Annotated in this window: 17 protein-coding genes; 8 read left to right on the top strand and 9 right to left on the bottom strand. The window is 45.2% G+C overall.

Going from position 1 to position 21279, the window contains the following annotated elements:
* Positions 1-5 precede the first annotated feature (5 nt).
* Positions 6-1445 (bottom strand): amidophosphoribosyltransferase, encoded by a 1440-nt coding sequence (locus tag NQ544_RS02810; protein WP_006846928.1) that lies wholly within the window; start codon positions 1443-1445, stop codon positions 6-8.
* A 208-nt stretch (positions 1446-1653) separates the two neighbouring features.
* Positions 1654-3405 (bottom strand): phospho-sugar mutase, encoded by a 1752-nt coding sequence (locus NQ544_RS02805; protein ID WP_006846929.1) that lies wholly within the window; start codon positions 3403-3405, stop codon positions 1654-1656.
* A gap of 242 nt (positions 3406-3647) precedes the next feature.
* Between NQ544_RS02805 and NQ544_RS02800 the strand changes: the two genes are divergently transcribed.
* From NQ544_RS02800 to uvrA, 3 genes are all read left to right on the top strand, one after another.
* Complete coding sequence (locus tag NQ544_RS02800; RefSeq protein WP_006846931.1) at positions 3648-3968, top strand: DUF4491 family protein; 321 nt, start codon at positions 3648-3650, stop codon at positions 3966-3968.
* A 79-nt stretch (positions 3969-4047) separates the two neighbouring features.
* Positions 4048-4518, top strand: coding sequence for a 23S rRNA (pseudouridine(1915)-N(3))-methyltransferase RlmH (gene rlmH, locus NQ544_RS02795; protein WP_006846932.1), 471 nt, complete (start codon positions 4048-4050; stop codon positions 4516-4518).
* A gap of 122 nt (positions 4519-4640) precedes the next feature.
* On the top strand, positions 4641-7538 hold the full coding sequence (uvrA, locus tag NQ544_RS02790; protein ID WP_006846933.1) for an excinuclease ABC subunit UvrA: 2898 nt from the start codon (positions 4641-4643) through the stop codon (positions 7536-7538).
* Positions 7539-7719: 181 nt separating this feature from the next.
* Here the strand turns inward: uvrA and NQ544_RS02785 are convergent, their stop codons facing one another.
* The 3 genes from NQ544_RS02785 to NQ544_RS02775 all read right to left on the bottom strand — a co-directional run bounded on the left by NQ544_RS02785 (position 7720) and on the right by NQ544_RS02775 (position 12351).
* Positions 7720-8868, bottom strand: coding sequence for a 5-methylcytosine restriction system specificity protein McrC (locus tag NQ544_RS02785; protein WP_228023603.1), 1149 nt, complete (start codon positions 8866-8868; stop codon positions 7720-7722).
* Positions 8869-8971: 103 nt separating this feature from the next.
* A complete protein-coding gene (locus NQ544_RS02780; RefSeq protein WP_260113668.1) occupies positions 8972-10972 on the bottom strand; it encodes an McrB family protein in 2001 nt (666 codons plus the stop codon).
* Positions 10973-11295: 323 nt separating this feature from the next.
* On the bottom strand, positions 11296-12351 hold the full coding sequence (locus NQ544_RS02775) for a PDDEXK nuclease domain-containing protein (protein WP_006846936.1): 1056 nt from the start codon (positions 12349-12351) through the stop codon (positions 11296-11298).
* Between the two features lie 567 nt (positions 12352-12918).
* On the opposite strand from NQ544_RS02775, the gene NQ544_RS02770 reads away from it, so the two are divergent.
* Positions 12919-13071 carry a hypothetical protein gene (locus NQ544_RS02770; protein ID WP_006846937.1) on the top strand — a complete coding sequence of 51 codons (153 nt, stop codon included), beginning with the start codon at positions 12919-12921 and terminating at the stop codon, positions 13069-13071.
* 49 nt (positions 13072-13120) lie between these two features.
* On the top strand, positions 13121-13372 hold the full coding sequence (locus tag NQ544_RS02765; RefSeq protein ID WP_006846938.1) for a DUF5053 domain-containing protein: 252 nt from the start codon (positions 13121-13123) through the stop codon (positions 13370-13372).
* A 931-nt stretch (positions 13373-14303) separates the two neighbouring features.
* On the opposite strand, the gene NQ544_RS02760 is transcribed toward NQ544_RS02765, so the two are convergent.
* Entirely contained in the window at positions 14304-14441 is a 138-nt protein-coding gene (locus NQ544_RS02760) for a hypothetical protein (protein WP_006846940.1), read from the bottom strand.
* A 176-nt stretch (positions 14442-14617) separates the two neighbouring features.
* Between NQ544_RS02760 and NQ544_RS02755 the strand changes: the two genes are divergently transcribed.
* From NQ544_RS02755 to NQ544_RS02745, 3 genes are all read left to right on the top strand, one after another.
* Positions 14618-16666 carry a VapE domain-containing protein gene (locus tag NQ544_RS02755; protein WP_006846941.1) on the top strand — a complete coding sequence of 683 codons (2049 nt, stop codon included), beginning with the start codon at positions 14618-14620 and terminating at the stop codon, positions 16664-16666.
* A 305-nt stretch (positions 16667-16971) separates the two neighbouring features.
* A complete protein-coding gene (locus NQ544_RS02750; protein WP_006846942.1) occupies positions 16972-17181 on the top strand; it encodes a DUF4248 domain-containing protein in 210 nt (69 codons plus the stop codon).
* A gap of 309 nt (positions 17182-17490) precedes the next feature.
* On the top strand, positions 17491-18876 hold the full coding sequence (locus NQ544_RS02745; protein ID WP_006846944.1) for an ATP-binding protein: 1386 nt from the start codon (positions 17491-17493) through the stop codon (positions 18874-18876).
* A 140-nt stretch (positions 18877-19016) separates the two neighbouring features.
* Here the strand turns inward: NQ544_RS02745 and NQ544_RS02740 are convergent, their stop codons facing one another.
* Genes NQ544_RS02740 through NQ544_RS02730 form a run of 3 tightly spaced genes read right to left on the bottom strand, consistent with a single transcriptional unit; the run spans position 19017 to position 21175 of the window.
* Positions 19017-19649 (bottom strand): hypothetical protein, encoded by a 633-nt coding sequence (locus tag NQ544_RS02740; protein WP_006846945.1) that lies wholly within the window; start codon positions 19647-19649, stop codon positions 19017-19019.
* Positions 19650-19662: 13 nt separating this feature from the next.
* A complete protein-coding gene (locus NQ544_RS02735; protein WP_006846946.1) occupies positions 19663-20448 on the bottom strand; it encodes a hypothetical protein in 786 nt (261 codons plus the stop codon).
* A gap of 1 nt (position 20449) precedes the next feature.
* Positions 20450-21175, bottom strand: a complete 726-nt coding sequence (locus tag NQ544_RS02730) for a hypothetical protein (protein ID WP_006846947.1) — start codon at positions 21173-21175, stop codon at positions 20450-20452.
* Positions 21176-21279: the final 104 nt, after the last annotated feature.

The following is a 21279-nucleotide window of genomic DNA, read 5'->3' as shown; positions in this document are numbered from 1 at the left end:
TTATTTTAGTCTTCATCAGCAAACTCATTCAGAGTATATGCACTGCTGCCATCGAAACAATGGGTACATACCTGGCACTTTGGAAGACCGATGGCCTCTACCAGTTGCTCGATGGTGTTGAACTTCAGGGAAGTCAAGCCCAACTGGTTGGCAATCTCACCTACCATCTTCTGATACTCAGGAGAACCGGTGGTAGCGTATTTCTCAAGATTCTTGTTGGCATCGCCCTCAAACTTCTCGATGATACGGCGGGTAATCAGCTCCATATCACTCTTGGAAGAAGTGAAGTTGATGAACGGACAACCATATACCAATGGAGGACACGCTATGCGCATGTGGCACTCCTTCAAGCCAGCCTGGTCGAAAAGCACCTTTACATTGTCGCGAAGCTGGGTACCACGCACAATACTGTCATCGCAGAACAATACTCGCTTGCCCTTCAGCATCGCCTTGTTAGGAATCAGCTTCATCTTGGCTACCAGCGAACGCATGCTCTGGTTGCTAGGAGTAAAGCTGCGAGGCCATGTAGGAGTATACTTGGCAATGCAGCGCTGGTAAGGCACACCCTTGCCGGCAGCATAACCCATCGCCATACCTGTACCCGAATCAGGAATACCGCTGCAGCAATCTACCTCCACATCATCGGTCTTGGCGAGATTAAAGCCGTTGGTAAAACGCGCCTCCTCTACATTCTTGCCTTCGTAGGTAGATGTAGGGAAACCATAGTAAACCCAGAGGAAAGAGCAAACCTGCATCTTCTTGTTGGCAGGTCGGATCTGCTCCATGCCATCAGCTGTAATCTTCACGATTTCGCCTGGTCCTACCTCATATGCTGTTTCATAATCGAGATTAGGGAACGAGGTGGTTTCGCTGGAAGCCGCATAGGCACCTTCCTTCTTGCCAATGATGATTGGAGTACGTCCCCAACTGTCACGCGCACAGATGATGCCATCCTCGGTAAGGATCATCATTGTGCAGGAACCTTTGATGTGATGGAAAACGTTTTCGATACCTTCCCTGAAGGTTTTACCCTGAATAATAAGCAGAGCCACCAACTCAGTTGGATTGGTACTACCCGAAGACATCTCTGCAAAGTGCATGTTCTTTTCGAGCAGAAGCTGAGTAAGTTCATCCTTGTTTACTATCTTAGCTACAGTGCAAATGGCAAAGCGGCCAAGATGAGAGTTCATGATGAGTGGCTGGGCATCTGTATCGCTAATCACGCCGATGCCCGATGTAGCTCCTTCAAACTTGTTGAGTGTAGGTTCAAACTTCGTTCTGAAGTATGAACTTTCCAGATTGTGGATAGAGCGCACGAAGCCCTTCTCACTACTGTAGGTTGCCAAACCGCCCCGGCGTGTGCCGAGATGTGAGTTGTAATCTGTGCCGTAAAAGAGATCTGCGACACAGCTTTTCTTGGAAATAGTTCCGAAAATGCCTCCCATAAGAGTATAATTCTATGTTATAATTTTGTAATATGGGTGCAAAGATAAATAAAAATCAGAAAATATGCAAGTCTTTTTGCTTTTTTTCTATAAAAACATGATAATGAGGGTAACTTGCTACCCTATTTCGAGGAGAATAAACGGCTACTGAAACGAAAAGCGCTCCGGCAATAATTACCGGAGCGCCATGATATGATTTCCTATGAAATTAATCCAACTTCAGGCTCTTCTTGATAGCCTCGATCTTATCCATTGCAGCAGCTGTGCAGCGGTTGTAGCAGCCAGCGCACTTGAATGAAGGATCCTTAACCTCAATATAGAACTTAATCTTAGGCTCTGTACCTGATGGACGGACACTTACCTTGGTGTTGTCATCGCAGAACCACTGGAGTACATTGCTTGTAGCAGGCATATCGAGCTTCTCTACGCTGCCGTCAGCATGCTTAGCCTCCAGGCTCTGGTAGTCCTTCCAGGTTACCACCTTGCTTCCACCCAACTCCTGTGGAGGGTTGGCACGGAAGTCTGCCATCATCTGCTTAATCTCGTCAGCACCGGTCTTACCTGGGCGAACTACGTTTACAGTAAACTCCTTGCTGAAGCCATACTCTGCATAAATCTGCATCAGGAGGTCGTAGAGTGTCTTGCCCTGATCCTTAGCCCATGCTGCAATCTCGCAGATGAGACAGATAGATGCAGGAGCATCCTTATCGCGTACCTTATCGTATGGCAAGAAACCGAAGCTCTCCTCACCACCACCGATGTACTGCTGCTTGCCCTCAGAGATAGCAATCTCGCGTGCAATCCACTTGAAACCGGTGTAGCAGTCGCGCAACTCTACGTTGTTCTTCTTGGCAATCTCAGCAATAACTTCTGTTGTTACGATGGTCTTTACGAGGAAGTCTGTTGGCTTCAACTTGCCCAACTTCTTTTTGTTCTCGATGATGTAGTAGCAGAACATCATGGCTGTCTGGTTACCATTGATGATTATCCACTCGCCCTTGTCGTCGCGGCAAACGATAGCCAGACGGTCAGCATCTGGGTCGGTAGCTACCACGAGGTCAGCGTTCAACTTAGTACCGAGCTTCATACCGAGGGTCATAGCCTCTGCATTCTCTGGGTTAGGAGAAACCACTGTTGGGAAGTTGCCATCTACTACCATCTGCTCAGGAACTACATTGATGTTCTGGAAGCCCCAAGAACGCAGACAGAGAGGAACGATGACACGACCTGTACCGTGCATAGCAGAATAAACGATGTTGAGGTCTTTCTGACGGTTGATGACATCCTGGTCAATCATAGCAGAATGAACGGCTGTCATGTAGTCGTAATCCATCTCACCACCGATAATCTTGATTTTATCCCAGTTAGCCTCAAACTTCACCTGGTCGATAGTAACCTTGTTCACCTCCTCGATGATACCTGTATCATGTGGAGCCAGAACCTGAGCACCGTCGCTCCAGTAAGCCTTGTAACCGTTGTACTCCTTAGGGTTGTGAGAAGCTGTTACGTTGACACCAGCCTTGGCACCGAGCTCGCGGATAGCGAAAGAAATCTCTGGTGTAGGACGGAGGCTCTCGAAGAGATAAGCCTTGATGCCATTGGCAGAGAAGATGGCAGCTACGGTCTCAGCGAAGAGACGGGAGTTGTTACGGCAGTCGTGACCTACCACTACAGAAAGGTTCTCCTCACCTGGGAAAGCCTTGAGAATGTAGTTAGCAAAGCCCTGGGTAGCCATACCAACGATATACTTGTTCATGCGGTTAGTACCTGAGCCCATGATACCGCGCAAACCACCAGTACCGAACTCCAGGTTCTGATAGAATGCATCAACGAGAGCAGACTTGTCCTCTGCGTCGAGCATTGCCTTTACTTCCTTACGGGTTTCTTCGTCAAAAGCAGGTGTGAGCCACTGCTGTGCTCTTTCTTCACACTGCTTGATCAATTCTGCGTTATTAGCCATAGTTTGATTATATTAAGTTATTAATTAATTCTTATCGAGAAGGATGTGCACGAAAACAATGCATATTTTCTCTATTTGCGTACAAAGTTATATAAAATATTTGATAAACCAAACATGTTTGAAGTTTTTTTTGTATTTTTGCACATTGAAATGGAATTGAAAATAGAATAAGGCTAATATTTAGCAACATCGTATTGGTAAGATAGCAAAAGTTGAATGAACAAAATATAAAACAATAGAATATGGAAGTATATTACACGGGCGTCATCATCGCCGTATCCACCTTTTTAATAATAGGTATCTTTCACCCTATCGTCATGAAGACGGAATATTATACGGGCACCCGCTATTGGTGGGTTTTCCTCGTTGCAGGCATCATCTGCATCGGAGCTGCCTTCCTGGTTGCCAACGTGCTCTTCTCTGCCATACTGGGCGTAGTAGGTGCTTCATGCCTTTGGAGCATCGGTGAACTCTTCGAACAGAGACAACGCTGCGAGAAAGGCTGGTTCCCGAAGAATCCGAAAAGAATAGGAACAGGATATTACAGGGACGAAGCGAAGTGAAGAACGAAGAAACAACGTTCGACGGACGAAGTGAAAGTCAATTCAAGTGTAAAGTGTATAGGAAGAAAACGCCAGCGAAATGAAGACAGAACTCATTCTGGTCGGAAAGACCGTGAACAAGCATTTCATTGCGGGCATCAAGGATTATGCCGAGCGCATCACCCATTATATGCCTTTCAACATAACAACCATTCCTGAGCTCAAGAACACCAAGAGTCTCAGCGAACAGCAGCAGAAGGAACGGGAAGGAGAACTGATTCTGAAACTCCTCCAGCCTTCGGATACCGTGGTGCTGATGGATGAACATGGACAGGAATTCCGAAGCATCGAGTTTGCCAAATGGATAGAGCGCAAGCAGGCTACTGCCCGCAGGCTCGTCTTTGTCATCGGCGGTCCTTACGGCTTTTCACAGTCTGTCTACGACCGCGCCAACGAGAAGATTTCCCTCTCCAAGATGACCTTCTCGCATCAGATGGTGCGCCTTATCTTTACCGAGGCGCTCTATCGAGCATGTACTATTATAAAAGGTGAGCCTTACCACCACGAATAAAGGTAAAAGGGTAAAAAAGTAAAAGGGTAAAAAGGTAAAAAGGTAAAAAGAGCCTTTCCCCCTTGCGCCCCCGTCCCCAGCGATTCCATCGCTGGTCCCCTAATCTTAAAAGAAGAAAGAATATGCCAAAAGATAAATATATAGAAATAAAAGGGGCAAGAGCCAACAACCTCAAGAATATCGATGTGAAGATACCTCAGGGCAAGTTTGTTGCCATTACGGGTGTCTCAGGATCGGGAAAATCATCGTTGGCTTTTGATACCTTATATGCTGAGGGCCAGCGCCGCTATGTGGAGTCGCTCTCTTCATACGCTCGCCAGTTTCTGGGACGTATGAGCAAACCGGAATGTGATTTCATCAAGGGATTGCCACCGGCCATCGCCATCGAACAGAAGGTGATTTCGCGCAACCCACGATCTACCGTGGGCACCAACACCGAAATCTACGAATACCTGCGACTGCTCTACGCACGCATCGGAAAAACCTATTCGCCTATCAGCGGACAGGAGGTGAAACGCCATACTACCGAAGATGTACTCGCCTGCACCCGACAGTATTCCCAGGGTACCAGGTTTGTCATCCTCGCCCCTATCCACGTCATCGAAGGGCGCAGTCTGGGCAAACAGCTGGAGATGTACAACCAGGAAGGTTACGCGCGTATATATATAAAAGGTGAATTCGTGCGCATAGAAGACTTCATGGAGCAGGCGGATAAGGAACTGCTGGAAGTAAGCGGCGACAAACTGAAAAAGAGAATGCAGCAGAAGGATGAAGAAATCTTCCTGGTCATCGACCGTGCTTCGGTAAGCGATGAGAAGGATGACATCAGCCGACTGATGGATTCTGCCGAAACTGCCTTCTATGAGGGAGATGGAGCCTGCCGCCTCGTCTTCCTGCCAAGCAATATCTGCTACGACTTCTCTACCCGGTTCGAAGCTGACGGCATGCAGTTTGAAGAGCCTACCGACAATATGTTTGCCTTCAACTCCCCTCTCGGAGCCTGCCCTACCTGCGAAGGTTTCGGCAGCATAATAGGCATCGATGAGAAACTCGTCATCCCGAACACTTCGATGAGCGTATATGACGGATGTGTGGTTTGCTGGCGAGGCGAAAAGATGGGTATGTGGCTCAAGGAATTCATCCGCAGAGCTGCAGAATACGACTTCCCTATCTTCAAGCCTTATTTCGAACTGACTCAGCAGCAGAAGGACTGGCTGTGGCACGGTCTGCCTGGCGAAAAGAAACGTAAACAGCAGGAAAGGGTGAGCATCGATGAGTTCTTCAGAATGGTAAAGGAGAACCAGTACAAGATACAATACCGCGTGATGCTGAGCCGATTCCGTGGAAAGACGATTTGTCCCGACTGCCATGGTACCCGACTCAAGAAGGAAGCCAACTATGTAAAGATTGGCGGAAAGAGCATCACCGAACTGGTTGAAATGTCGATTGTGAACCTGAGCGAATGGTTCAAGAAACTGGAAATCTCTGAGCATGAGAAGGAAATCAGCAAGCGTCTGCTCACCGAAATCACCCACCGCCTGCAGTTCCTCCTGGATGTAGGTCTGGGGTATCTTACGCTCAACCGACTCTCCAACACCCTCTCCGGCGGTGAGAGTCAGCGCATCAACCTGACTACCAACCTGGGCTCATCGCTCGTGGGTAGCGTATATATCCTCGACGAACCTAGTATCGGACTCCATAGCCGCGATACCGCCCGACTGATTAAGGTGCTGAAAGAACTGCAGCAACTGGGCAATACGGTGGTTGTGGTAGAACACGACGAAGAGATTATGCGGGCAGCCGACTATCTCATCGATATCGGTCCCGATGCCGGCAGACTGGGCGGAAGAGTGGTCTACGCCGGTCCGTCATCAGAATATTCAACCACCGACAAGGCTGAACAGGAAAAGCTGCTGGCTGAATATCCGGAGAGTTATACCATCAAATACCTGACCCACAACGAGGAGATAAAGGCGCCAACGAGCCACCGTGCCTGGAACCAGTATATCGAAATCAAGGGAGCCCGGATGAACAATCTGCGCGGCATCGACGTTAAGATACCGCTCAATGTATTCACCTGTGTAACCGGTGTATCAGGCTCAGGCAAGAGTTCGCTCATCAAGGGAATCCTCTATCCTGCCATGCGTCGCCGTCTGGACCTCGTAGCAGAGGCACCAGGCGAATATGCATCGATGGAAGGCGACTGGAAGAGCATCAGTCATGTAGAGTTTGTTGACCAGAACCCTATCGGAAAGAGTACCCGCAGCAACCCTGCCACTTATCTGAAGGCATACGATGCGATACGTGCCCTCTTTGCCAACCAGCCACTGGCTAAGCAGATGGGATTCACGCCCCAGTACTTCTCTTTCAATACCGAAGGTGGAAGATGCGAGGAATGTAAGGGTGCAGGATATGTTACCATCGAGATGCAGTTTATGGCAGACCTCACGCTGACCTGCGAGGCTTGTAAGGGCAAGCGTTTCAAGCACGATATCCTGGAGGTACGCTATGGCGGAAAAGACGTCAATGATGTGCTGAACATGACGGTAAACGAGGCCATTGAGTTCTTCAGCGATGAAAAGTTGCAGCGCAACGAGGGCGACTTCGACAACTGCCGCATCATCGTAAACCGCCTGAAGCTGCTTCAGGATGTGGGTCTGGGCTATATCAAGCTCGGTCAGAATTCAAGTTCGCTTTCGGGTGGTGAGAATCAGCGTGTAAAGCTCGCCTTCTTCATAGGTAAGGAAGAACAGGAGCCTACGCTCTTCATCTTCGACGAGCCTACCACGGGCCTTCACTTCCACGACATCAAGCGCCTGCTCCATGCCTTCAATGCCCTGATAGAAAGGGGCCATTCGCTGGTAGTGATTGAGCACAATCTGGATGTCATCAAGTGTGCCGACTATATCATTGACCTCGGTCCTGAAGGCGGCGATAAAGGCGGCAATCTTGTTGTTGCCGGAACTCCGGAAGAAGTAGCTGCCTGCAAGGCAAGCCTTACCGGAAAGTTCTTGCGTTAAGAGTTGGAGATATAAAAAAACTGTGTCAAGTTACAACCAAAGTAATTTGACACAGTTTACTTTTGCAACCTCATCACAATCTGATGAAGTATAATAAAGTTCAAGTTTCGCATGTAAGTTCCACACGCCCTGAAAGGGCGTATTGGGTAATTTCAACCGTACAGGCCGACATTTTTCTCTTTTATCTGCTAATAGTTGGAACAGAGATGCTGATTTTGTAAAACCTCGAGATTTTTTTTAGATGTCTCGTGCAAAGATCTCTCAGCTTATTGCTTTTGAACGGATTGGTAGTATCTCCACCTTCCTTGGGATATATAATGATGCACGGAACAGAAGGAGCCGGTGAGTCTTCGTCAATGTCTTCATATCCTAACTTTCTCAAAATTGTTAGATCGCGACTATAGCCACTCAGTTGCCTAATGACGTAGTTGTCAAGCGTCCCTTTCTCATATTTAGGGATATATTTGGTATCCAGTATAGCATTGAAATGTTTCGACTTGTATAAAAAGTCTGGCAGTCCAGTTACTCCCGGATACTGGTAACTGATTTTCTCCCGATAAGCTTCATGTAACAAACCGTACACATAATGTTCGTATAGTAAAGACATATCGAGCACAAACGGCGTGACCCTATTTTCCGTGGCTTCCACATTTGAGAGACTATAGTCAAAATGCTTTAATATGACCTTGGCCAATCGCATGGCTTCCGCATATTCCCGATAGAGTTTATTGGAGCGTATTTGCCCAATGGAATTGATGTTGATGTCATCGCTCACATAATCAAATTTCGATAGTGCTTTCGTGACCATCTGGTTGACTTTTGAATATACTACATTATTGCGATTTATCTTGGCGACAAATCTCTGAGAGAAGACAAGTGCTTTCTTTAGCAGTCTGTTCTCTGGAGTATCTACTGAGTAGTCAGCGTATTCGCAATAAATACGGTCGTATCGTTTTACGGCGATATTGATGCGTTCGTTTTTGAGCATCTTGATATGCCCCTTCACCTTCTTAAGGTTCTTTTGGCGCAGAACATATCCTTTTCTTAACGACTTGATTCTGTTTACCACTCCTATGAAATGAAACACGATAAGTGGACTAACAACACTGCTCAATACAGGGGCTACAATGGCAGGATTCTCCTGATCAATGGAATAGATTTTGGAAAACGATTCCACCGCAAGGTCAGAGCAGAAGCATGTCATAAACATGCGCAGGAAATCGATTTTCTCCATTCCCCGTTTTGCCGTAACCACCAATGCTTCTTGCTTGTCAATCCATTCTGCTCCAATTTTGAATGAGGCATAGTACCCCCATGCACTATTATCCATAGGCTTATCCCATTGAATGAGTTGAAGGTTATCGTACCTTTCGCTTTTTTCAACGGGTAAGTCATTCTTGCATAGTTGTTCGTGTTCTTGGAGTTGTATCATTTTATTCGTCTTCTTCGTCTATATTATCTTCGTCCTCATCGTCTACAATCTGCACGGGGTGGAGGGACTCCCAGGCATCAAATGCCTTTTCTTTCTCTTGGTCGTTCACGGTCAAGATGCCGTCATTGATATATTCAGCGATGAGGGGTATTATTTCAAATTCCACCTTGCATTGTAGTTCTTCTTTAGAGGATGCCATAAAGTAGCTGTGGCCCACCATCAGGTCGTCAATGCCCAAGTCGCCACACAGATGTTTTGGATTTGTGATGAAGGCTTTGATATTGTTGAACAAGTCGATAGCTATTGCTTTCAAGTCGTCGTTGCCCAATTTCTCATAATGTTTGACTATCACATTCGGGTCAGACTTTAACGTCACAAATGCAAAGCGGCGACGGAGGGCATAGTCAAGCGTCCCCGTACTTCGGTCTGTTGTGTTCATTGTGCCTATGATATACAGGTTGCTTGGCACGCCAAACAATGTCTTGGAGTATGGTAATGTCACTTTTATAGGGTGATTGCCTTTGTCTCGTTTGTCCGCTTCAAGCAATGTAATCAGTTCACCAAATATCTTGGAAACATTTCCTCTGTTTATCTCATCAATGATGAGTACCACTGATTTGTCTGTCTTGGCGTGATATTCATTCTTGACCGCTTCAATGAAAGCCTGAGCATATTGCTGCCAATTATTCTCACATCCTTTTCCCAAGGCTTGAGCCTTGATTTTCTCAATATTCAGTGGAGACGGAGAGTAACTTTCCTCACGTTGACTTGTAGAGTTTGTACTTCTACTGCTGACGGTCTTGTTCCCTTCGTTCCACCATACATACAACGACGATTTCCCGGTTACCGTAGGTATTTCACGACGGTTCTCAAATCCCTTTATCTTTTGCAGGTAATCATCAATGCACTCTATAATATCCTTGCTGTCATCGGTCACCACTGCGTTGCATGCTCGTTTGAAGATGCCGTCTTCGGGCTCGTAGGTTACGCCAAGACTTTCGCCATTCTCATTCGACTGAATGCGAGGTTTCAAACCTTCGACGAAATCCTCATAGTCAAGAGACTGATGGAATGTCGTGAAGAATATGCGGTCGTCCTGCAACTCTTGATATTTCTTCATTACTTCATCGTGATTGTCAAGGTCGACTCCGTCTATACCGAGCACACTGAGCGCAATGGCTGCCGTATTATAGGTCTTGCCAGTTCCTGGCGCACCTTGAAGGATTATGTTGTGCTTGGATTTCAGCAACTTTGCAGTATTATTAATGAACATATATTTCTTATAGTATTGTTTTTCCAATTCTTTTATTTTGTCTTGTGCAAACTTAGCGTCAACTTCGAATATTGACTGTTGAGTATTGCCTGCTAAAAGAGCAGATTGACATCCGGAATTATATACGGTTGAGTCGTTGTCATAACAATGCCATTGGTCTACAGATACTCGCTGCCCCCAATTTTCTTCTCCATCTCTTAAGTCTTCATAGAAAGCTGGAGCATCTTCAAAACATACTATGCCATCATTATAATCATATTGTCTTAGGGACACTATGTTCTGCAGATTTGAGATTTGACGGGTTTGAAATGGACATCTTACCACAGTCCCATATGCATATATTATATTGTCAAAAGTAAGCAATAGCACATCACCGACTCTTATTTCCTTTACTAAATTCAGTAACTGGGTGACTATGTGATTTCTTTGAATGTCGTATCGCTGTTGCATAAGCCACAGGTTGTTCTCCAATGCATAATCCCAGTGGTTGTCGTCTGAGAGACGGGCAATCCAATATCTACGAACTTTAACAGCGGAACAAGACAGGATATCGTCTACCGTTGTATCTTTGCTTATCCAATATTTCTTTGCCCCCACAACAATACCGTATTCAGACATGTTTTTTTGTAACAAGGCATCAAGTTTGACATCCTGTACTTTCTGGTAGAAATTCTTTATCTTGTTGTCAGTTTCGGTGCCATTGCCATGGTTGGCTACATGCTTTTCCATCGTGTTGTCAACATATCCGACAAAACGACTTGGAGCAAAGTATATTTGAGAATCTACAACTTCTATGACATAGTTACTCCCACGGGACATCCTTTGGATAGCCCAGTCTTTATGCTCGCTGTCCACCTCACCATCGAGGTATGAATAAAGCGTTTTGATGTTTTGGACTATATCTTCGCGCGTTTCTATGAAATCGTTCCTATCCATAAGCGTTTATTGTTTTACAAATTTCACAACACTATAATTTAATGTTTTTTATAAAATTGAGATGCGTTATCTCGTTGAAAGCGGATGTATGCAGATTTATTCTTTGAATGTCCATGTTATAATGTTTCTTTGTTTTCTTTCTCCTCACTAAATGCCTTTATCTCATCAGCAAGGACTTTCTGTAATTTTTCTTTCGGTACTATCAACTGATAATCCGCCACTCCAATAGGTTTTCCCATATCTTCAAGTGCGAGTTCCACCTCTACACGGTCTTTCTCCGCACAAAGTATGATTCCTATAGAACGGTTCTCGTCAGCACCACGTTCAAGACGGTCAAGCAGAGACAGATAATAGTTCATCTTACCTGCATACTCTGGTTTGAAAGGACCTATCTTTAGGTCAACAGCAACAAGGCAGCGCAGTCCACGATGGAAAAACAACATATCTACCTTACTTTCTTTACCATTGTATTCCAATACATGCTGGTTGCCAATGAAAGTGAAGCCATTACCAAGTTCCATAAGGAAACGAGTGATAGCTTTTACAAGGCGGTCTTCAAGTTCAAGCTCCAGAATGGGACTTGTTACTCCCAAGAAACCAAGATTGTAGCTGCTGTTAAACACTTCATTGGCATACTGTGCTTGTTCGGCAGGAAGAGTGCGGTCGAAATTGTTGTCTACTCGTGCCAATGTCTGTGTCTCATACATATTGAGTTTGATGGCATTGAGCAACAAGTCACGATTCCAACCTTTGGTTATAGTTTCCTGAGCATAATATAGCGTGGCTTCATCATTCAGTCCCTTGCTCAACAACAGCATGTTATGTGACCACGGCAAAAGTGCAACGCTCCGTTGCACTTTCTCATTATGCCCTGCATAACGTTCATAGAACTTTTTCATATACCACAGATTTCGTGGTGAAACACCCATCTTTGGATAGCGTTCTTTCAGGTCTGCTGACAATCTTCTTACAACGCTGTCACCATACCCACTTTCAATCTTGCGCTCATGAAGCATTTGACCAATCTCCCAATAGGCGGTAGATACGTAGCCATTGACATGTCGGGCTATTTCTGTCCGTGCATGCTCAATTACTGCGACAGCGTGTCGCAGTATCTCAGCATAATCGCTACTTTCTATTGAGAGTTTGTTGTATTTATTGTCTGTTGTCATTTTATCAGTCTATTATTTGCTAGATGCATATTTAATTACAAAGGTAATTATAATACATCACTATTCCGCATAAACAAAGTGATTTTTAAGTTTATTTAGCAGCTTGATAAAAAACTTTTATTATATTGCACATCACCCCTAAAAAGTGCGGTAAGGAGACTGCCATCCATAGCTTTTGCCGACTTACTTGTTTTTGTAACTGAGCACAACCTTTTAGTATTTCTATGTGTTAGAAACAAGTAAAGAATTACATTGGCCATTCTGCTTATGATGTTGCAAACGATATCTCCTCACAAACATTCCTCAAGTTTAGGGAAGGTACGATTGGTATATCTGAAAAATTTTACACCTTGACAGATCAGCAAAAAGAAATGATAGTCTCTTTGGTGATGCCTTCTTCGGTCAGAATGACAGGTGCCCCTGAGTATAGCCTATTTTTTCCCGCTCATTTTCTACCTTTTCACATACAGATAGCTTAAACATAGTTAAGACTACTATTTTTCGTATAAAACATTTGGTTACTACGAAAAATAGTAGTATCTTTGCATTGTCTTAAAATAAAACGATATGAAGAAGATTTTAGTAACAGAAAAAGAGGAAGAACTGATAGAAGCTATCAGAAATTTCCGGAAGTCATACCCTAGAGGTAACCCACAGTTATTATGGTACGCTCAGCAGCTGTTTGATGAGATGATTGAGCCACCCGAGTATTACACCTAGTATTAACAACAGTCTTCCCTTCGGGGAGGGCATTAAAAAGCATAAGATTATGGAAGTAACAATGAAGCAGGCTAAGGACAGCACAGTAAAGCAGCGCATACAAGATATCCAGATGACGGTATCATGGCGCGAGATAGCACATACCTATTTCGGGAAATCGGCATCATGGCTTTATCATAAGCTCGATGGTATTGATGGAAATGGTGGTGTAGGTGGTTTCACCGAAGAAGAGAAGGTTATGCTCCGTGGAGCACTTTGCGATGTTTCCAATCGCTTGCGTGCGGCTGCGGACAGGATATAATGAGGCTGGGGTCATCGTTCCCCATAAGACAGAAGTCGCCATAGCCTTGTGGCGCATCAGCCCCGTTGCAGCAGCGCATCGGGGCTTTCTCATGCGGAAAGCGCACGGAAAATACGCAGAAAATCACAACAGTCTTCGAGATAAGCAGGAAAGACTACATTGAGTATGAAACTTTCCGCAAAGTACTCAGTAACAGTACAAAAGAGTAGTTTTCTAATCTATTATGTAATAAAGCTTTAAATTTAGTCTGTTCTCTAATCACGGATGGCTGCCCGTGAGGGTGGTCTTCTTTTTTCTTTCCCGAAAATTTGGTTTTTCAGAAAAAGTGGTGTATCTTTGCATCCGAGAGTCTGTCTGTTACTATATAACATATTAAAATATTATGGGACTGATAACGTATATACAAGGCTACTCCGCCATTATAGCGGTAGTACTGATGCCTTTCCTGGTTAAGAGCAGGATTCCCGCCTACTGGGTACTTTACCTTCTCTTCTGCACTATTCTTACACCCTTGATAGGGTATCCTCTATATCGGATCTGTATCCTCAAGAGATAGGGTGCAGTCCTTTGCCCTTCGTCTGCCTCTTACTATATTTGCATTGCTAATTAGTAATGTATAAGGGCAAAATTTGCAATAAATCTGCAAATCCCCCCGAAAATCAGTTTGCCTAGCCTCATTCCTGTATCTGCGAAATTCCACCCGCACAGGGTGAAAATACGATATCGGTGGAATCCGACAACCGCCGGATTCCACTTTTTAATTTAAAAATCCAATTCAAAAGAATTATCTGTTAAAAAAGTAACTATCATCGAAGGCTGCTTCGATAAGGCGTTGCTTCACTCGGGCGTATTCTGCCGAGTCTTCGATAAAGTACCGAAGAGCAGAAACAATCCTCACATAAACACTGAGCCGATAATCGCCCTTACCCTTTTAGATTGCAAAAACATTTTCCTTGCGCATGTCTGCACAAGCCACTAAATGAGAACCAGTAATGTGATGGTTCTTCATTTCTTCACTCAAAACAGCACCGAAACGGCTGTTGTCTACTTTAAATTTGTCGTAGAACATAATAATTAATTTTAAATGTTATAAAAATATGTAAACGAGTTCCCGACGTCGGGAACTCTTTTTTATTTTCTTTTTAGTATCTTTGCACCATGTATTACAGATTCAACAATCTGCTTACCAATAATAAAACGAATAACTGATACATATATTGTATAACAATATAAAATTTTTAGGAGATGATGAACATCAGCACATTCATTAACATGGCCAGCAAGATTCCTTCACCTGGCCAGTTGGAAGGCCTGGTAACCTTCATGAAGGAAGATGAGAAACTCAGGTTTTTCACCGAGTCTTACCGGAAAACGGGTAATAAGTCGTACAAGCACGATGCACCCCTCTTCGCCGTAGCCTGCATCTTCGAAGGCGGAAAAGGCAAGGACAACATCCGGAGCCTCACACATCTGTCACTGGTCGACTTCGACCACATCACAGAAAAACCGGATGACGGCACCCTGCGCTCGCTCAAAGAGAGAATCTGCCACGATGCCCACACCCTGCTCTGCTACGTTACCATGAGCGGCAACGGACTGCGCGTCATCTACCGCTACGAAGGCGATGATTATCCCTCCGCCTTCGCCATGGGAAACGACTACTACGCGCATCTCATCGGCAAGGAAAGCGATCCGCTCTGCAAGAACATCACAAGGCTCAGCGGACTCGCCTACGACCCCGAAGTCTATTTCAATCCTGAAGCCAAAGCCTTCAGCGCCGAGGAAATCAGCCATTTCCATTCCGCTACGCTCAAGACCGCCCAGAAGAAAAAGAAACAGGAACGCATCGCCGACTACTACGAGCAGATCGTCAAACCCAAGCTGGAAAGCGAAAAAATCAGGTACGAACCCGGCAACCACAACCAGTATGTAATGCGGGTGGGCTACATGATGGCAAAGAAACGGTACGACAGGAAAGAAGCCACCCAGTGGGCTATCAGGCAGTTTCCCGAATACGACGACGTTGAACAGGTGTTCAAGTCGTGTTACGACAACACCACTCACCCACAGAAGGCGAAGGCAGAAACCGGAAAGATTCCCTATGCCACCGTAGATGAAATCAAAGACTTCCTCGACGGGCATATCAAGCTCCGCTTCAACCTCATCACCTTGCGCTACGAGTATAAGAAGGAGAAATGGCGAATCCTCCAGGACCGCAATCTGAATACGCTATGGAGCAACATGTCGCTAACCGCAAGGGTGAGCAAGAGCGACATGATCAATGTCATCGAGAGCGACTATACCCCGCCCTACAATCCCTTCACCGATTATCTGGAGAATCTCCCACCCTGGCAGGAAGGCGACAAGGACTATATTGCCGAACTCGCTGCCACGGTAAAGATGAAGGGAGACCCCGTGATGCCCTTCTGTGAAGCCCTCAGGAAATGGCTCGTGGCGATGATAGCAGGATGGATAGACGAAGGTGCCGTAAACAATGTCATCCTGGTATTCATCGGCAGACAGGGCGCCTACAAGACCACCTGGTTCAACTATCTCCTGCCGCCGGAACTGAAGCAATACTTCTATACGAAGGCGAATGCCAGGCGCATGACGAAGGATGATATCATCGCCCTTTCGCAGTATGCACTCATCTGTTATGAAGAGCTCGATACGATGAGTCCGTCGGAACTGAACCAGCTGAAGGCTGTGGTAACGATGCAGTATACCAACGAAAGGGCGGCATACGGACATTATGCCGAGCAGCGCAAGCATATCAACACCTTCTGCGGCACGGGCAACAATCCCGAGTTTTTGAGCGACCCTACCGGTAACCGTCGCTGGCTGCCCTACGAGATAGAGAGCATCCTCTCGCCCCGTGAGCATCCGTTCAATTACGAAGGCATCTACGCCCAGGCTTACGCCCTCTACAAGAGTGATTTCCGCTACTGGTTCACCGATGAGGAGATAGAACAGCAGAACCGGCACAACCGCGCTTTTGAGGCGCCCAGACTAGAACAGGAACTTGTGGATCTCTACTTCCGAAAGCCAACGGAGGCGGAGACAGGGGAGTTCGTGTCCATAGCCAGAGCGATGCAGATCATCAGTTGCAACATCTCCCAGAAGCTGAACAGTTCGAAACTGGGCAAGGCTTTCAATGATCTCGGATTCGAAAAGATGCGCACCAAGCACAGCCGTGGTTACAGGGCAATCGTCCGTACAGCCGAGGAAATCAAGGCATATCAGGTATCCGTCTGCATCAACCCGCCGCAATGCGATGATGATGCCCCCTTCTAGCCGTTCCCAAGCCATCGGTTCATCCGGTTCAGGGTGACAGGGTGACACGGTGACACGAGTTTTTCAACTTTTCGCCTCGCACGCGGGCAGGCAGGAACTTTCGGCCTGATTTTTCCTGCCTGCCCGCGCGAGAGTAAATCTTCAGAATTCCCTGTCACCCCTGTCACCCTGTCACCCAGAAGCCAGTTACTTCCGAAACGGAAACCAAGGACTTACGGTGCAAAAGTCAGAGACTTACGATGAAAAAGTCAGTAGCTTATGAACCGCAACTCAATCATTAACCCTCATAAAAATCAAACAAAACTATGGATTTAAGAAGTTATACCAAGCAAGAGCTTGCTCTCCTGTATTTTCCCGATGCTACTCCAGCAGTAGCCAGTGCTCACCTGATGCGATGGATCCAGCGCATCCCCGACCTTCTCCAGAAGCTCGCCGCCACCGGTTACGGCAAGAACTGCAAGGAGTTCACCCCGATGCAAGTCTCCTACATCCTCTACTTCCTCGGTGAGCCCTAACCCTGTTTCCTACACCAGACGTAAAGAAGAAACGCAACCCCGCTAGGCGTTCCGGCGGATTTGCAATCCGACGTCAAAAAAGGCTCGACCTATTTCCTTGCGGATTTGCAATCCGCCTCAAGCGAGAATGCTGCATCACGATTTTGGCGACACAGATTCTTGATGACGGCAGTTTTAGGCTCTTAGCCTTGACTTTTGGATAAAAAGCCATTATTTTAGCCTTGACTTTTGGATAAAATTAACTATTGTTTGCCTTGACTTTTGGATAAAAGTTGTATCTTTGCACTGTAAATCAATAAATTATACAAAATGACATATTACAAGCGAATTATAGATAAAAAACTCCTGGAGTGGAAGGCTTCTCAAAGAAGAAAACCGCTGCTGATACGTGGAGCCAGACAAGTAGGAAAATCTTCTGCTGTGCGCCACTTTGGTAAAGAATTCAAGTACTTTGTAGAGATCAATCTGGAGAGCCAGCCATCCATAAGAGGACTCTTTTCAAAGGATATTGACGTGCATAGAACGTGTGAAAGCATAAGTGCCACTACCGGCATCCCAGTGATACCTGGTGAAACACTGCTCTTCATAGACGAGATACAAGTGAGCCAGGAAGCAATCATGTCGCTCCGTTATTTCAAAGAAGATTATCCGGAACTGCATGTCATCGCTGCTGGCTCTTTGTTGGAATTCACCTTAGAAGAACTGCCTTCCTTTGGAGTGGGTAGAATACGCTCACTCTATATGTACCCTTTTTCCTTTGATGAATTTCTCATGGCACAGGGACTAGATACCACGGTGAGTTACAAGCAGCAGGCTTCACCCTCATCTCCGCTTCCAGAGGCCGTTCATAATAAACTGGTGGACCAGTTGAAGACTTTCTATCTGGTGGGTGGTATGCCTGCCGCAGTTACAGAATGGATAGAGACTAACAGTTACATAGAATGCGCTCATGTCCATAATGATATTCTGGATACCTATCAGGATGATTTTGCCAAGTACAAGTCGCGTGTATCTCCGGCTTTATTGAGAAAGGTTTTGCGTTCCGTAGCTTTGCAGGCTGGCAGTAAGTTTGTCTATAGGCAGGTGGCCGATGATGTTCATTCTTCGGTTATCAAAGACGCACTTCATTTATTGACCTTGGCAGGACTCATAAAGCCGGTGACCCATAGTGATGGAAATGGCGTTCCACTTGGAGCTGAAGAGAATGACAGCTATAGGAAATATCTTTTCTTGGATTTGGGACTGATGCAAACCATGTTGGGTACTCCTGCTGCCAATGTACTTTTAGCTTCGAATGTTGATTTCGTCAATAAAGGTGCTGCATCAGAAATGTTTGCTGGTTTGGAACTCGTCAAGAACCACGACTGTTTCCAGAAGGCAGAAATGTATTATTGGCAGAATTTGTCAAGAGGGGCCAATGCTGAGATTGATTTTCTGGAAGCCAAGGATGGTATGGTTTTACCGATAGAAGTGAAAGCCACTACCAGGGGTAGCATGCAAAGCTTATGGCTATTCATGAGAAAGAAGGCTCTTCATCATGCTGTTCGTACATCCCTAGAGAATTTCGGAGAGTTTGAGTATGTTGATAAAGAATCCCAGGATGCCATTCGCCACGTAGATGTAATTCCACTCTATGCAATGAGTAATTTGTGCAAACTAAGCGTTGATACGGAGATGAAAATAGCAACACCATAAAACAATAGGAAAAAGGGTCTATACACCCTTTTGTCGAGGTGTATAGACCCTTGGAACAACCGCGAAGTATGGGTTGATAATTATTTTTTCAGGGGATTCATATTTTTCAAGGCGTTTGTCTTATTCCATCTTTCAAAGAACTACGATAATACTTTCATAAACACCCAGATGAGAAACGCTATAATCAAGATTGTTCCCAAACAGCTTCCGATACCGACAAATAAATTGCCTAAACAACCTAACTCTTTTCCGCCTGTAGAACTTACGCTACTATAAGACCGCTTGGAATAGTTCTTTGGACTCTGCGACTTACTCGCCTTCTTCACAGCCTTCTCCTTCTCCCATTCCTTGCGTTTCCGTTCTTTCTCATCTTTTTCGCTTTTCCGTTTCTGCTCTTCCTTCCACTTGTCGTGCCTTATCCACGAAAAACGACTGAATCTAATGTCAAATTCATTGAGGACGAAGTCTGTTTCGTTCTCGTCATACCCATGCAAAAGATTGTCTTCACCATATTCGAAGCGTATGATTTTCTCTCTCAGACTGCTACTGAATTTCACAGTCCCCAGCCTATCCAGAATCTTCATGCAATAAAAATGGTCTTTGACTATTGCCAGTACATAGCCTTTGTAGGATATTAAATCCTGGTATGTAGCAGACACTTCGGTTGTTCCTAAACAATTCGTCCAGTTTCGTCCATCGCTTGATATATCCAAACTGTGGCCGCTATCACTAATTCTGATGTACCGCTCGCTCGTTTTAACTTTCTGTGCCATATTACGTTGTTTTTTAGAAAATACCTCTCTTTACTAACTCATGGAAAGGACTGATAACCCGCTCGAATATCATCCAATCTGCCTTGCCGATGCGTGAAGGATGATAGGACTTGATAACGGCAATGTGCTCTTTAGGATAGTACCACAGGCAACAGGGTTTCATCTTCGCATCGGGATAATCATACTCTATCTTCTCAGTCTCTCTGCCTGCAAGATAGTTATGGGTGATATAATTGAACTGCGAATCGTCCGCATCACAGCAGACGATAATATTGGGGCGCAGGATGTCTATTTCCTCATTTAGAAAAGCTTCATCTTTCAGCATCGCTTTTGCTACCGCCTTACTTGACACCCACGAATAACCTGCCAGTTTCTTTGATTCGATAAAGGCGAAAGGCTCAGTGTTCCAGATCATCCTCACCTTGTCTCTCTTTGTGCGTTTCACTTCGTCAAATGTAATCCTATAGTCTGGTCCCAACTCCAGCAAACCATAGAGCATTCGCGCAATGTTCGGTAGAAATCCAGTTTTGCCAACCTTCCCGCCAGAGAGCCGTCTGTTGTTCGCTCCATTCTGCTCATCAATCAGCCATAGTCTAGTGTCATTTCCGTCAGGCGTGTTTTTGTCTTTCAGCAGAAACATCACACGCCTCGTCGCATTGTCCCATCGCTCATCTACATACTCTACGGGCTTGTCGGCTTTCAACATTAGCCCGTCTTTGCAAAACAATGGTTTCTGTGTTTCATCAAGGCTTTCCATCCATCGGCTGAAAAGATCATCTAGTCGCTCGTTGTATTTCATTTCAAAATTGTATGTAATCCCACGAATGACTACTACCAGCAGGCTCACAACCATAGCGGGCTTTTATATCCGCTTCTATTGTATTTCTTGCGGCAACACGTTGGCCACATTTTCTGCAACGAAATTCCTGCAGCGGTGTTTCTTGTTGTCTTTGGGTGCTTGCCACAGACACATCTTCAAGTATATCATCTGGATTGAATGCCTCAACTTGTTCTGCTTCCTCTGATATTTTGTTTCCGTCAAAATCATATACATATTTCACCGTTGGTGCATATTTCATCCCAATAAACCCCGTAATCGTTTTGTCCTTTTCGTCTGCATACGCATCAACTGGGTCTGCACCAAAAAAAGATTCTATCTCTTTGAATTTTTGAGTCTTCAAATTGTATAGAAGAAGTGTAGATGTAGACGAACCATACTCTGAAATGTCATGTTTTAAGAAAGATATATTCTCTTTTCCCATATAGATGCCATAGATACTTTCTCCATCTTCCAATGTAGGCTTGATGTCCTCTTTGCTTTCAGTTTCAAGGTTATAACGAATTAACTCCGTATTATTCTTGTTCTTGTAATAGACAAAGTGGTCGATTTCATTAATCTGTTCTGCTAACACTTCCACCGTGTCTGGCAACGCACGCTCAAACTCCGTCGCCAACTTCTGATAGTCTTTCTTACACGCGCCAAGTGTCAAGACGCACATACAGGCTAAAATGATTTTCTTGCTCATAATCTTTATCTTTAGTTACTACTATCTTCTCAATGGGAAATCAGCACTAACAGTCAAGCAGAAAGAAAGCGCAGACCCCTGCCATATTCATCTCAGGCTCTGCA

This window comes from Segatella copri DSM 18205, from assembly GCF_025151535.1.
GTDB lineage: Bacteria > Bacteroidota > Bacteroidia > Bacteroidales > Bacteroidaceae > Prevotella > Prevotella copri.
Note: the sequence above shows the minus strand (reverse complement) of the source record. Positions and strands in the feature narration are given on the sequence as shown.